At 55.6% G+C, this 13,691-nt stretch carries 15 protein-coding genes; 4 read left to right on the plus strand and 11 right to left on the minus strand.

Features of this window, described 5'->3' with window-relative positions; all coding sequences use genetic code 11:
* Positions 1 to 19 precede the first annotated feature (19 nt).
* From PVA39_RS08745 to PVA39_RS08760, 4 genes are all read right to left on the minus strand, one after another.
* On the minus strand, positions 20 to 229 hold the full coding sequence (locus PVA39_RS08745; protein ID WP_274123820.1) for a hypothetical protein: 210 nt from the start codon (positions 227 to 229) through the stop codon (positions 20 to 22).
* Between the two features lie 289 nt (positions 230 to 518).
* The gene (locus PVA39_RS08750; protein WP_443200948.1) at positions 519 to 3,449 is read right to left on the minus strand and encodes a PAS domain S-box protein; all 2,931 of its coding nucleotides are present in this window, start codon (positions 3,447 to 3,449) and stop codon (positions 519 to 521) included.
* Between the two features lie 457 nt (positions 3,450 to 3,906).
* The gene (locus PVA39_RS08755) at positions 3,907 to 4,317 is read right to left on the minus strand and encodes a VOC family protein (protein WP_274123736.1); all 411 of its coding nucleotides are present in this window, start codon (positions 4,315 to 4,317) and stop codon (positions 3,907 to 3,909) included.
* An 80-nt stretch (positions 4,318 to 4,397) separates the two neighbouring features.
* Complete coding sequence (locus PVA39_RS08760; RefSeq protein WP_274123737.1) at positions 4,398 to 5,138, minus strand: SDR family NAD(P)-dependent oxidoreductase; 741 nt, start codon at positions 5,136 to 5,138, stop codon at positions 4,398 to 4,400.
* Positions 5,139 to 5,297: 159 nt separating this feature from the next.
* Between PVA39_RS08760 and PVA39_RS08765 the strand changes: the two genes are divergently transcribed.
* Positions 5,298 to 5,897: a TetR/AcrR family transcriptional regulator gene (locus PVA39_RS08765; protein WP_274123738.1), complete on the plus strand. Its 600-nt coding sequence runs from the start codon at positions 5,298 to 5,300 to the stop codon at positions 5,895 to 5,897.
* Positions 5,898 to 5,928: 31 nt separating this feature from the next.
* On the opposite strand, the gene PVA39_RS08770 is transcribed toward PVA39_RS08765, so the two are convergent.
* The 3 genes from PVA39_RS08770 to PVA39_RS08780 are packed head-to-tail and all read right to left on the minus strand — an operon-like array spanning position 5,929 to position 8,065.
* The gene (locus PVA39_RS08770; RefSeq protein ID WP_274123739.1) at positions 5,929 to 6,906 is read right to left on the minus strand and encodes a saccharopine dehydrogenase family protein; all 978 of its coding nucleotides are present in this window, start codon (positions 6,904 to 6,906) and stop codon (positions 5,929 to 5,931) included.
* Entirely contained in the window at positions 6,903 to 7,304 is a 402-nt protein-coding gene (locus PVA39_RS08775; RefSeq protein ID WP_274123740.1) for a VOC family protein, read from the minus strand. Before PVA39_RS08775 ends, PVA39_RS08770 begins: the two co-directional genes overlap by 4 nt.
* A 17-nt stretch (positions 7,305 to 7,321) precedes the next feature.
* Positions 7,322 to 8,065: an SDR family NAD(P)-dependent oxidoreductase gene (locus tag PVA39_RS08780; RefSeq protein WP_274123741.1), complete on the minus strand. Its 744-nt coding sequence runs from the start codon at positions 8,063 to 8,065 to the stop codon at positions 7,322 to 7,324.
* A gap of 138 nt (positions 8,066 to 8,203) precedes the next feature.
* On the opposite strand from PVA39_RS08780, the gene PVA39_RS08785 reads away from it, so the two are divergent.
* Positions 8,204 to 9,094: an AraC family transcriptional regulator gene (locus PVA39_RS08785; RefSeq protein WP_274123742.1), complete on the plus strand. Its 891-nt coding sequence runs from the start codon at positions 8,204 to 8,206 to the stop codon at positions 9,092 to 9,094.
* 207 nt (positions 9,095 to 9,301) lie between these two features.
* The gene (locus PVA39_RS08790) at positions 9,302 to 9,595 is read left to right on the plus strand and encodes a hypothetical protein (RefSeq protein WP_274123744.1); all 294 of its coding nucleotides are present in this window, start codon (positions 9,302 to 9,304) and stop codon (positions 9,593 to 9,595) included.
* A gap of 74 nt (positions 9,596 to 9,669) precedes the next feature.
* On the opposite strand, the gene PVA39_RS08795 is transcribed toward PVA39_RS08790, so the two are convergent.
* From PVA39_RS08795 to PVA39_RS08805, 3 genes are all read right to left on the minus strand, one after another.
* Entirely contained in the window at positions 9,670 to 10,296 is a 627-nt protein-coding gene (locus PVA39_RS08795) for an HAD family hydrolase (RefSeq protein WP_274123746.1), read from the minus strand.
* 57 nt (positions 10,297 to 10,353) lie between these two features.
* Positions 10,354 to 11,160, minus strand: coding sequence for a hypothetical protein (locus tag PVA39_RS08800; RefSeq protein WP_274123747.1), 807 nt, complete (start codon positions 11,158 to 11,160; stop codon positions 10,354 to 10,356).
* 382 nt (positions 11,161 to 11,542) lie between these two features.
* Entirely contained in the window at positions 11,543 to 12,274 is a 732-nt protein-coding gene (locus tag PVA39_RS08805; protein ID WP_274123748.1) for a metallophosphoesterase, read from the minus strand.
* A gap of 273 nt (positions 12,275 to 12,547) precedes the next feature.
* Here PVA39_RS08805 and PVA39_RS08810 point away from each other — a divergent pair, with 273 nt between their 5' ends.
* On the plus strand, positions 12,548 to 12,907 hold the full coding sequence (locus PVA39_RS08810) for a hypothetical protein (protein ID WP_274123749.1): 360 nt from the start codon (positions 12,548 to 12,550) through the stop codon (positions 12,905 to 12,907).
* Positions 12,908 to 12,963: 56 nt separating this feature from the next.
* Here PVA39_RS08810 and PVA39_RS08815 read toward each other — a convergent pair whose 3' ends face one another.
* Positions 12,964 to 13,647 carry an SOS response-associated peptidase family protein gene (locus PVA39_RS08815; RefSeq protein ID WP_274123750.1) on the minus strand — a complete coding sequence of 228 codons (684 nt, stop codon included), beginning with the start codon at positions 13,645 to 13,647 and terminating at the stop codon, positions 12,964 to 12,966.
* Positions 13,648 to 13,691 lie beyond the last annotated feature (44 nt).

Consider the following 13,691-nt stretch of genomic DNA (forward strand, 5'->3'; position numbering starts at 1 on the left):
CCGGACGGGTGCCAAGCGACTACGAACAGCCTAGTTTGAGCTTTAGGTCACCGTAGACCGCCGTCATTAATGCACTATTTTGCATCTGCGCCTTGGACATCCGCCGGTTGGTGACGAGGTTGTACTCCTGATCAAGGCATATAATTTCCATGCCCTCCTCCGTCTCTTCCGTGAAGATTTTGTAACGCCCAGCCGTAGAGGCTCTAAGATTTTCAACACGACTGTCCATAACCCCTCCTGATAGCCCATGAGAGTGTGAACAGTCGTAAGCGGCGAACGTTTAAACTATCGCGCTGCCGTCGGTCGTGTGCTGATCGTTTTCAAGTGGTCGGTGGCCTACAGGACTGACGGACAATGCGTCGGCTTTGCATGATGAAGAGTCTCGTCTGCACTTGCGGCTCGGAGCGGCCTCCAAAACTGAGGCCGAAAAGCTCAATCTCAGCAGCCAAACGCTGCACTGGAATGCCTAAACCTCTCCACTCAGCGGTCGCCGTCAACTCACATATTTTCGAGCACGCCTACTCGGTCGCCATCAACTCCTGAACTCTCGCGGTGAGGGAGTCCACTGAAAACGGCTTTGTTATCACCTGCATACCTGGCTGCAAATGCCCATCACCGATAGCGGCATTGGCAGCGTACCCCGTGATAAACAACGTCTTCAGCCCTGGTCGAAGCTCTCTGCCAGCATCAGCCATCTGACGTCCATTCATTCCACCTGGAAGCCCTACATCGCTGATCAGCAAATCGATGTGCACATCGGAGCGCAGCACCTTGAGGCCCGCGACGCTATCGGCTGCTTCAATGACCGAATAGCCACTTTCTCTCAACGCTTCTACCAACAGCATGCGAATCGTCGGCTCGTCATCAACGACAAGGATCGTTTCCCCAATTTCAGATAGCGCGATGGCGCTGGCGTAAAGCTCCTCCCGCTCTGCGTCCACACTGCCGAAGTAGCGTGGAAGATAAATGGTAAGGGTCGTACCTACCCCCACTTCGGATTTGATACGTGCCTGCCCACCTGACTGTTTCGCAAAGCCATAGATCATCGACAACCCGAGTCCGGTGCCATGCCCTATCGGTTTCGTGGTGAAGAACGGATCAAACGCCTTGGCTACGACGTCTGGAGTCATGCCGGTGCCCGTATCCGAGACGCTTACGGCAAGGTACTGGCCCTCAGTGAGGTCGTAAGTTCGAGCAGCGTCGCGATCCATCCAACGGTTAGACACTTCGATTATGATCCGGCCCCCGTTAGGCATGGCATCCCTCGCGTTGATGCATAGGTTGAGTAGCGCGTTTTCAAGCTGGCTACTGTCTACCTTCACAGGCCAGAGCTCAGCGGCTGCGACTGTTTCGAGACTGATGCTGGGGCCCACAGTACGCTGTATGAGTTCGGTCATCCCCAGCAACAACGCATTCACGTCAGTAGGACGTGGATCAAGCGTCTGTCGCCGCGAAAATGCCAGGAGCCGGTGTGTCAGGGCAGCCGCTCTTCTAGAGGCTCCCTGAGCGGTGAGAATGTACTTCTCTAGTTCGTTCACTCGGCCTTGAGCAATACGTATGCCCATCATCTCCAGCGAGCCGGAAATGCCTGCCAGCAGGTTGTTGAAGTCGTGAGCCAAGCCACCTGTGAGCTGACCAACTGCTTCCATTTTCTGCGACTGGCGCAGCTTTTCCTCAGCCTGCATAAGGTCTGCTGTGCGTTCCGCGACTCGCTGCTCCAAGGTGTCGTTAAGCGCTCTCAACGCAGCCGTTGCGTGGTCTCGCTCATCCATAAGAGCGCGACGCTCCTCGACATCGATCAGCACACCCGGGAAGTTCAGGGCACCGCCATCAGCAGCGAGTTCGACACGCCCGTTCGCCTCAATCCAGTAGTACCTCTCGTCTGTGCGCTTCACACGGTACTGGTGGGAAAAAGCCCCGCCACGGACACTCACCTCGTCGATGGCAGAGATGAGCCCTTCTCGATCATTGGGATGAACGGTGGCGATAATTTGTTCGAGGCTGAGCCCCTGAAATCCAAGTGCTGGATCAAGTCCGAAAGCCTCTGCAAATGCCTTGTCTACCGTGAAGCGGTCAGTGGGTACATGCCAATGCCAGGTACCGATGATCGCACCGGCGGCAAGAGCAAGCTGGACACGCTCGATATTCTCGCGAGCAACTGCCTCACTGGCTTGCAAGCGATCTTGAGCATTACGTCTAGCAGTCACATCATTGAAGAAGACGCCGATCTGTCTCTCAGCGGGATCACCTACTGGAACAGCCTTTACTTCAAACCAACGCTCAAACGTATTTGCGTAATTTTCGAAGGCCAGCGGCTCACGCGTTTTAGCGACATGGCCGTAGGTATCAAACCAGAACTGCTCTAGTTCTGGTGCATACTCAGTCACCCACTTGCCACGCAAGTCGACGCCTGACTCACGCTCAAACGCCGGGTTAACCTCGATAAATCGGTAATCTACAGGACGATCTTGAGCATCGAACTTGACCTCAACGATGGCAAACGCGGTTTCGATTGTTTCGACGATTGTTCTAAAGCGCTCTTCGCTTTTGCGAAGCGCCGTTTCTGATTTTCGCCTGGATGTGAGGTCGAGCATGGCCCCAATCATGCGTTGGGCTTTGCCTTCAGCATCCCGGATTACATGACCTCGGTCGAACACTTCGGCGTAAGAGCCATCGTGGCGTTGAAAGCGGTACTCATCACTCCAGGAACTACCTTCGCCATCGATCACGCCGTGGATGGAGTGGTAGATACGATCCCTGTCATCAGGGTGAATGTGCTCCAGCCACCAATCACCGGTGGACTCCAAACCCGATACGGATTGGCCATATGCGTCGGTGAGCGCGTCGTTCCAAAGAACGTGATTGGCTGTGAGATCCCAATCCCAAATGGCATCGTTCGTCGCTTTGGCGGCCAATCGATAGCGCTCTTTGGTTTCTTGCATGGCTCGGGTATCGAGATGTTCCTCAGTACGGTCACGCAGAATCGTCATGAACCCGAGGTGCGCATGCTTTTCTGAGTAAAGCGGCATCGTTTCGCCTGATGCCCAGATCGACTGACCGTCCTTGCGCAAGTGCCAACGCTCATTCGAGGCATATCCGAATTCGACCGCGTGCCGCATCCCAGTCTCAACGAGGCCATCGTCCCGATCTTGAGCTGTATAAATTCGTGCGACGCTCTGGCCGAACATCTCCTCCGCGCTCCAGCCCATTACATGAACAGCTGCGGAGTTCCATCCGGTGATAGTGCCGGCAAGGTCGGTCAAGATAATCGCGAAGTCGACAGCGCTATCAAAAACAGCCTTCTGACGTGCTACGTCCTCAACAGAGCCCGCTTGGTCTTGGCAAGGGCTTTCATCCAGACTATCGGGCTCTACGCCGGCTCGCCTAAGGGCAGCGCGCAGTCGCTCGTTTTCGGATTCGAGCTGCTCACGGGTAAGGCTTTTCAGAATGCGGCCCTCAAGAGGAAGCGGTACAAACGGAGATTCATTAACTCAGTCAGCGACCGGTCATATGACTGGTGGATGCGAGATCCAGCATATGAGCTCCAAAGTAAGAGATTTTCTTGCTTATTTTAAGGCTTTTGCATAGGTCATGGCGATTTGCAAAATGCGGCGCTTTTACCACCCTTCGCCACCGAACGAACCGCTATCTTTAGCGCAGCATTTGATCGGGAAAAGCGATAACGACGGCAGTTCTAGGTCTACTTCTGCCGGTTGGCGACAGGCAGAAATCGGCCAGAAGCAGCCGGTCGGCGGTAGCGGTATCCGAGCCAAACCTGTCCGTAGGGGGAAGAAGCCGTCCGAAGTCTGAAGCCCTTCTACATGTCCCAAGTGAAACAAGGGGACGGCATATTGATCACGGGCCGTCCCAGCAGTGACTCGATTCAAACTAGTGCGAGGCTCAGCACTAAGCCGTTTGCTGGCAAACGGCTTCCAGATTTACTTGATCAGGGGCCAATATATAAGCGGCATAATAATCGGCGTGGTAGCGCGGCCTGATGCCAGGAGCTCCGTTATCTTGTCCGCCAGCTGCAATGGCCGCCGCATAGAACGCATCGACCGCCTCACGGCTCTGCGCGATAAGAGCAATGTGCGCCCCGTGACTGGGCACAAGCGCAGCATGCAACCATAAAAACGGCTTTCCTTCAGAACCAAAACCTAGCCGTCGAGGTATCGAACCTGGCGGATCGGCCTCGATGCTCATCAGCAACTCGATCCCAAGTGGACTGAGCGCGGCTTCGTAGAAGACTTGAGCATCCGAAATGTCCGAAACACCGAGACCCACATGGTCGATTACCGACCCAGCGAAATTCCTCATCAGGTATCTCCATAAAATGCCGCTTGATTGGCAGACTGGTAGAGCGCGTCATTAACAGCGCGTGGTCGCTAGTGCCCGTTTTAAACCTGAGATGCCCCACCGTCGGCGAACAGCTCAGCCCCATTTACATAGCTTGACGCATCGCTCGCTAGGAAGAGCGCGGCCTGACCGATCTCATCTGCCTGGCCGATCCGACCGAGCGTGCTCTTCTCGCTAAGGGCATCGATCACCTCCTGCGCGTTTTCACCCAGCACGTTGCGCAGGGACGGGGTGTCCACGGGGCCGGGGCTCAGCAGGTTGATGCGTATACCAGAACCTTTTATATCCAGAATCCAGCTACGCACCAGCGAACGGAGCGCGGCCTTGGTGGCTCCGTAGACACTCAGACCGGGCCCGGGGTTTATCGAGGCGGTCGAGCCAATGACGACGACGCTGCTTCCCTTCCCCATCAACGGCAGCGCACCTTGTACTGTGAAGATCGTGCCTTTGACATTGGTCGTGAATAACCGATCGAAGCCTGCTTCGGTGATTGCACCCAAAGGCTCGATTTCTCCCGTCCCGGCATTGGCGATCAGTACATCGATACGGCCATGCACCGCGCTGATGTGGCTGAATAGCCCGGCTAGGTCGACAGGGTTTGAAATGTCTGCGCAGACGGCGGAGGCGTTCTCGCCGAGGCTTTTAGCGGCTTGGTCGAGCTGAGGCTGGCGACGCCCGGTGATGACCAGTTTGGCGCCCTGGCTGGAGAAGGCTTCAGCGATGGCAAAACCGAGTCCCGAAGAGCCACCAGTGACCAGAACGACCTTGTTTTCAAACTGCATGAGAAGTACCTCCGAATGTGACCATGTAGTGAACACTATATAAATGAGCTGCCAGGCGCAAGTTATTTAGTGACTGCTACAAAAGCCTGTCTGGAGATACGTGATTGAAATGGATTGTAGTGATCGCTACAGTACTCAAATCGACTGTACGAGATTGCTATGAGCGAAAAACCCCGGCAACGCCGCCCAGCCTTTGACCGCGAGCAAGGGATAGCCATCGCCCAGGCGCTGTTTCATCAGCGCGGCTTTGATGCGGTCAGCCTGACCGACCTTACGGAGGCCATGAACATCAAGCCCCCGAGCTTTTACGCCGCTTATGGCAGCAAGGCCGAGCTGTTCGAGCGTGCGATGCATCGCTACGCTGGCGAAAATGCGTTGCCTCTGGACAAGCTGCTAGCGCCCGATTTGCCACCCGCAGCAGCGCTGACGTCGCTGCTTGTAGCTGCTGCGAAGCAGTACGGCAGAGATACGGCTCTGCGTGGTTGCCTGGTCACAGAGGGCTTGCGCGCGGATGATCCAGTTGCCCGCAACATGGCCGAGAAGATGGGCGAAGCCGCAGTTCAGACCATCCGCAATTACCTTGATCAGGTTTGTCCACGAGGCGCGCAAGCGCTGGCTGACTACCTATTGGTTACTTTGCGCGGGCTCTCCGCTGCAGCATGCAGTGGCATGTCCCACGAGCGTTTGATAGAAGTAGCGCAAATTGCCGGCAAAGCGATATCTAGCGAGTTAGAGGCAGACACCGCCGCTGACTCCTGAGCAAATCAACACTCCTTTACGTCTTGGCGATTTACAGATCAGTGATGGTCGTACCGGCGATACTCTCGGCGAACCCAGTCCCCAGCAGCTTCGCAGGCGTCTCAAAGCCTAGCCGTCGCTCGCCAGCCAATACCCTGCGCGCAGCCTCCACGGCAGCAAGCGGTGTGTAGGTGTAGCCGTTTACGGTCTCGATTATTGAACGTGCAACAGTGCCGTCACCGCCGGTGACTTCGGCTACTGCCCGTGCTCGATGTGCTTCGCGCTGTTGCGCATCCGGGCCCTCAGGAAGCATTGAAATATCTCCTTCAGGGATGGGATCGCCAGAGAAATGCACAAACATGGAAATGTTGGGGATGCCGGTGGAGTGCCAGGTCGTGATCAGATCACCGAAAGATAGCGGCGCACACAGTTTCGGGCCGTCACCAAAATCGAAGGATTTTGGTTGCGCAGCGGGAGTTGCAACCAACGACCCGTCAATCCGCGCCAGCAGCCCCGCACTGACAATCTCGCTGATACTAAGCGCCGAGCCACGCGATATTGTGCCTGCGACCTGCAGGGCGATTTTAATCGACTGAGGGGCATGCACTCGATGGGCAGCATGCACTGCCAGGCAGTCTGTGGGCACTACATCCCATCCGACCCCAGGGATAAGCATGACGCCCGACTCGGCTGCCTCAGCGCCCAATTGCTCAGCCAGTTCATAGACCTTGATTTCAGCCGTGATATCAAGATAGTCAACGCCAGCGTTGATACAGCTCTGCATTAACGCCTTGGCTGTCTGCGCGAAGGGCCCGGCAAAGTTCAGCAGTACCGCAACGCCATTAAGGGTTTCTGGCGTCAAGGCATCAGGCGTGAAGATTCGATACGGAACATTCAACTGGGCAGCCAGAGTGCGCAGCCTGTCCTGATTGCGCCCGGCAACGACAATGTCCAGCCCCTGCGCCGCTGCATACTTGGCAGCCATTCTCCCCATGTAGCCGGTTGCGCCGTAGATCATCAATTTCTTCATTGGGCGTGCTGCCAGTTCTTGTAAACAAATTCCAGGCTGTGCCCGTCGACATCCAGAACATTTGCGGCGTAGTAGTCCGGGTCGTAATGCAAACGTGCTCCCGGTGCGCCGTTGTCGACAGCTCCCTGGCTAATCGCGGCTGCATAAGCCGCCTCTACCTCCGCCTTGCTGCTAGCCACAAAACCGATGTGTACCGCTCGCTCCTCCACGGCGCCTTGGCGCAACCAGAAGAACATTCGGCCCTTGGCGCCGAAGCCTTTCAGATCAGGATGGCCAGGAGGGCCGTCCTTACCGTCGTAGTCCAGGCGTGTGGTGATGCCAAGTGGCACTAGCGCCGCTTCATAGAAACGGATGGATCGCTCGATATCGCTCACGGACAGGAAAATATGATCCAGCATCTCAAATCCTCAATTGTTCAGATGTTGTAGCCGCCGGCGACTTCGATGGTCTGGGCGTTGATCCAAGCGCCGTCTGCGGATAACAGCATTGCAATTACACGTGCGACATCTTCGGGCTCACCGACCCTGCCGAGCGCCGTTTGCGCAGCCAGCATTGTTTCAAACTCTTCATTCAGACCGCCGCCCAGTTCGGTACGAATGGCTCCCGGAGAAACGGCGTTCACCCGTATGCCTCGCTCGCCGAACTCCTTCGCCATGTAGCGGGTAAGCACTTCAAGACCGCCCTTGAAAGCCGCGTAAGGAGCGACACCCGGGGTGGCCACGCGGGTTGTAGCGCTGGTCAGGTTGACGATACTGGCGTTCTTTTCGAATAGTGAAAGAAGCCTCTGCGTCAGGAAAAACGGCCCCTTGAGGTGAACATTGAACAACCCGTCGAACTGCGCTTCGCTGACCGATTGCAGTGGATTGAACAATCCATAGCCCGCATTGTTGACCAAGCCTGTGAGCGTGCTGATGCCCCAGACGTCCCTCAAGGTCATCAAGACCGCTTCTCGAAAAGCGTCGAAACTGCCCACTTGGCCGACATCGAGTTCGAGCGCAGCGGCTTTACCGCCGACCTGCTCGATACTGTCTACGACCTCCGCCGCCGCTTGAGCATTGCTGTTGTAAGTCAGGATGACACCCGTGCCACGCTGGGCAATGTGCCGCGCCGTACTGGCACCGATCCCACGGCTGCCGCCGGTGATAACGATCACGCTCATGTGGTGCTCCGCTGTCGATGAAATGAGTCACCACAGTAGCGCCGCACCGTTTCGTCAACGCAGCCGTTCCTACTCAAAATTTGCCTGTTTCTGCTTTTCGCTTGTGAAGTTCATCGGTTAACGGTCAACATTCCAATCATGAAAAATCAACTGAATGAACTGCGCGCCTTAACTGCCATGGCTGAAAATCGCCGCACCGAAACGGGCATCCCGCGAGTCGCCATGGTTCAGGGCAAGATTCCCGAACACATGCTCGCTGCCGTCTATGACCCGATGATCAATCTGATCCTGCAAGGCAGCAAAACGATGACGGTGGGCGACCGCACCCTTCGGTATGACCCAGCGACGTATTTCGTGATGTCCATCGACCTGCCAGCGGTAGGGGCTGTCCACGCCGCAGAAACCGGCGAGCCCTATCTAGCCGTTAGCCTGACCCTCGACCCGACAGTGCTCGCTACATTGTTGGCTGACCTTCCGAAACCTTTGGGGAGGTATGAAAACGACCCAGGCTTTTCGGTGGCTGCCGTTACGCCAGAACTAATGGATGCCTGGGTGCGCATGCTTCGACTCATGGGCAACCCAGATGCTATTGCCGCGCTCGCTCCTGCGTACGAGCGCGAGATACTGTTTCGCGTTCTACAAGGCCCGCATGGCTGGATGTTGCGAGAGATCGCCGCACCAGACACCGCCATGGCCCGCGTGAACCTGGCCATTCAGTGGATCCGAAGAGACTTTGCCGAACCCATCAGAGTGGAAACCCTCGCGCAGAAAGCGGCCATGAGCGTCTCGGCGTTTCACCGGCATTTCAAAACCGTCACTACGCTAAGCCCATTGCAGTACCAGAAACGGGTTCGCCTGCTCCAGGCCCGAATGCTCATGGTCGCCAGCGCCAAAAGCGTCACGGCTGCCGCATTCGAGGTGGGCTATGAAAGCGCCACGCAATTCACGCGGGATTATGCACGGGTGTTCGGCCTGCCTCCTGCGCGGGATGCGGCGAGGATCTTGAGCGAAACGAGAGCAAATTCGTAACGTCGGCGAGATACGACGCTGATCAGCGTGCTGCGGACAGTGGCGGCCATTGTCGGAATCGACCACTTTCCTTAAGCCCGATTTAACTTATTTGCGAGTGACTGTTTTTGGCCGGAAGCGGACACCTGAAAATGTAGCTTTCGGGCGGCATAAGGTGTTAGTAAAGCCGCTCGTCGCTTACGAAGCGCCCCAAAGGAATGAGTGCTAATGGAACTAACACTGAACGCCGCACGAGCGTTAAGAGATGGTGGTATTGACGCCATGGCTGCCCTAGATCAGATGCTGATCCAGACCCTGAAATATCTCCCTGCAGAGCAACATGCAGATATTAAACTCGTGACAGGCCGGCTCATGGGCGCTGTCACTGAGGAAATTATTAATAAGGCGATTGCGGCATTTCCGGAGCTGAATCCGGACGACGAAACTTGGATTGCAGTAGTGAAAAGCAAAGGTCTTCAACGCCTTGGAAGTCAGCGTAGCGGCCTCCCAGGTGAGTCATGACGTTCACCTGGAGCTACCTCTCCAGGCCGCCAGCCTCTGACTCGCAGCGGCTGGCTGATATCCGAAACAGCTCCTCATGCCTGAACCACTGACTCTGCGAATTTTACGAGATCTGTAAAGTCCGCTTTGCCAGTGCGGCTTAGGTGAAGCCCAGCAATCCCCGCAGCCCTAGCCCCATCGCGATCGCATTTAATCGAGTCACCAATCATGACTACCCGATTGCCTAGGAGCTGCTGCCCCGGCTGTACGCCTAAGTCACGACAGACCGAGTGGTAGATGATTGGATTAGGCTTCATCGCGCCGATTTCGTAGCTAAACCCGTAGGCATCCAGCCCCGGTAACAACTCTCGTACAGCAGGGCCGTAGCCCGAAGCCAAGTTTGAGCACAAACCTACTTTGACGCCTGCCGACTGCAGAAGCGCAATCGCCTGCGCCGCATCCGAGCAGACCTGCATACTCGAAACCTCTGCTTCGAGCTCCTCAGCTAGGTGCTGCAGCTGCTCGTGGCTGACTCGAATGTCGAGACAGCGCGCTAACTCCTCCCACCCGAGCTCATACGTCATGATCATCTGCATATCACCGGGCCTTGGCCGGCGCCCGTGCTCCCGGCCCAAACGCAGAAGTTGCAGGTGCGGGTTGCGCCTGTCCTCGATGCTGATGACAGTTCCGAAGACATCAAAAATAACTGCTGTGGTCTTCATCGAGACTCCTGGGGGCGCCTACGCAGCTGCGGACTGATTACTGATGCAGCGAGCGCCCTAAACGCCGACGTCAGCGTGAAACCTAAGGTCGCGAAGCTCATCACTGATCGCGCTGACTGGGAGCGCGAGTAGCAAACGGATAGCAGCATGATGTGTCGCTTTCGCGGAGACGTTGAATTGCCCATCCAAAACGAGGACAGCCTGCCACTCAGGGAGGTATCCCAGCGATAGCAGCGGAAGAAAAAACGGGTCAGGACGGCGTCTGGTGCATTCGATGAGAACCTGTGTTTTCTCCAATGCCATGAAGTCGTCTCGCGCTTGTTCAAGCGTGCTTTTGAGCTCATCAGGATCCATCAGGTGGGCAAGCTGGAAAATCGTTGAGTTGCGCTCAGCTTCTACCCTGTCACCTGTATGATCTCTCTCGTCCACTGTTGCGATCGTCCTTCTGCTGCGCTGATTCGGAAGTCCGACTTTGATCAGCTTCACCTCATCTTCATTGGCAAGCTCGACATCATTCGAGAAGTCCGGTTGGCGGTCAGGATCACTACGAAACATGAGATCGACGGGGCTGATGCCATCTGAAAAATCCAGGCCATCCATAGCTTCATCAAATGCTCTCCAGCTGGCTATGAGATACAAGCTCCCCGACTGGGTGAGAAAAAGTTGGTGGCCGGTGATCACGAAACCAAAATTGATTCTTGAGCTCATCATGCGAGCGCCATCGCGAAAGCGCTTTTCTTTGTCGCCATGAACCTCACCGCATAGATGTCCATTCCAAAGATAAACCTGGCTCATGACCGCAGTTACCTGATGTTGCGAAGATAAAGTCTGCATCGCTCTAAACGCATTCAACACATCCAACATCAGTCAGATACCTAAACGTTTGGCCATCAGCACTTAAGCCTGACAGGGGTCATCTATACGTAGATACGTGATGTGCTCACACCGATCGAAGGTGCGTGGGCACATTTTCGGAGACAATGATGTAGTGATCTTTGCCACAAGCGCTCTGTACTAAGCAGAAACCTCCACGTGAAGTGAGCTTACGCACAGGTGGTGTCACTACAGTCTCGCCATTGCTGATCGATCCCGCGCAGTCCAAAAAGAGTGTACCGGCGTAACGACTGCCCACCCTCGCGGCGTTCGTCAGGTAGGCATCGATAAGCACGCCCCAGTTGATGCGCGAGGCCCTCTCGACATCAGCCGGTATGTTTTTTTCATCCACCACATCAATTCCTGGCAAAACTTAAAGATCAATTGCAAATGTAGGGCTGAAGCCCGTGTCCTCATCTGGATAGCCCCTTGGATTTGAGATCAGACGACACCCGTAAAACTTATCGTCGACTGCTTCATGCGTGTGTCCAAAAATCCAAACGTCAGCCTTGCTCACGAGTTCCGGCCAATTGTTCGAATACGCCGCACTGAGGTGATCTTGGTGCTCGCCCCCTATCAATTGCATCAGTGGGCAGTGATGAGTGACCACTATGGTTCTACCGTCAAATGGCTTCTCCAGCTCGCCTTTCAGCCAATCATAGGCAATACGATTTCGCTTAATCACGTCTGCGGGTCGCAGCTTCCGAAAGCTGTCGCCAGCCCGGATCCGCTTGTAATCGTTCATCTCACTTTGAGCTACGTGAGCTGCGGTCAACGGATCCCCTGATAGCGCAAAATCCGTCCAAGCCGTGGTGCCGAGGAAACGTACTCCTTCCCAGACAAATGCTTGGTTTTCCAACAGGTGTAAGTGTGGGGCCGCCGCTACCTGCATTTTTTCCCAGGTGCGATCAATGTGCCCGCTATAAAACTCGTGATTTCCCGCCACGAACACTGCGTGACATTTGAACGCGTCGTTTGCCCACCCTACGGCCTTCACACCCTTCCCGATGTCGCCGGCCAACACTGCGATGTCGGCATCACAGTGGGGTGGCTCGAAACCAACGCCAAACTCAAGATGAAGGTCGGAGTAAATCAATATTCTCATGTTTTTTCTTCAGGCCATTTTCAAATCGCGAATTAGCCATATATTGATGCGTGGCACTCCGACGGCGCGCGCTCGATCAACACAAAGGCGCGCCACCCGCACAAATGACTATATACATATATACGGGATTACTCAATTGCGGCTTACCTAACTCCTTCCTGAAATCCAGAGGATGGTGTCTCTGCCATGGTAAAATGCCGTAGACGTGCAGCGCCTCAGCGTATTGCTGGATCGCCACACGAGCAGATCTGCAGAAGGGAAATGGGTAGGCGAATGACTCGCAAAGAGGAACGTCTGGTATGGGCATGTGCGTTGGAATTATTTTCACTGCCCGTCCTACAAAGCTTTGTGCTGAAGAGCATCGAGTACATTCATGGTGGCAAGCCTGAATGTGATGTCCCTCGGTTTGCGAGCGCTGAGGGCATGTCGGAAGTCGCGGCCCACATCTTGGCCGACATCGAACAAGGTAAACGTCCACTTTTGCATGACTTCCGTTCATTTAATCGTGAGCATTTACGAGCATTGAAAGATGTTAGGTTTGCGATCGCATGCGAGATCCTCAGGCGTGTCCCGGATGAGAATCTCACTCCCCGCCTCTCTGATATCAAGTTTCGGGACGACTTGGGGATTTAGTTGGCACCCCACTTACACAGTTGTCTGAAGTACCAATCTTGCTGAGGCGCGCTCAATCAACATGAAGGCTCAATCAGTGCCCTGCCTTCATTTCGAACGCTTCCCACGGCACGGCTTACCGCGTGCCACGCGAACTCAGCAACCGGCAGCGCGCGCTCTAGGAGTAGTTGATCAGCTGCCTTTGAGCCAATATCCGACAGCCACTGCCTAGCGTCCTCTGCGCCGAAGACAACGGGGCGCCTATCATGAACATCGAGCATGCCGCCCTCAGAGTCAGCGGTGATGATTCTGAAGCCCTCATGCCCACCAGGCTCCACGCCCGGCTCTGAGAACTGCCCGATCGCCGGCAGAAAAAGTGGCTCATCATCAGCGCGGCGGATGAAGTACGGTTGCTTGGCCTTATCCCCCTCTACGACGCACCACTCGTACCAACCGTCTGCGCAGACTAGCGCTCGGTGTGGCCAGATCTGCCGAAAGTACTTGCTCCTGGCTGCCTTCTCCCGCGTTGCGTTGATGTCCCGCCGCGCGGGATTGGAATCCCATGCTGGCGTCCATCCCCATTTCTCCGCAGTCCAGATATAGCCGTCAGCAGTCGGCCTAATCAGATCGACTTGTGAGTGCGGAGCAACGTTGTAGCGCTCAATATCCTCGCCGGCCATGCGGCTGAGCGGGCGCGCATCCAACCCAAGTGACGCCAGATATTTTTGAACCGCTCGGTACTGAGCGAGTCGTCCGCACATCTCGATTTCCTCTCGTCGGCATCAGATTGACCCGCTTTCGGGTC

It is taken from the genome of Pseudomonas sp. CNPSo 3701 (assembly GCF_028674975.1).
GTDB lineage: Bacteria > Pseudomonadota > Gammaproteobacteria > Pseudomonadales > Pseudomonadaceae > Aquipseudomonas > Aquipseudomonas straminea.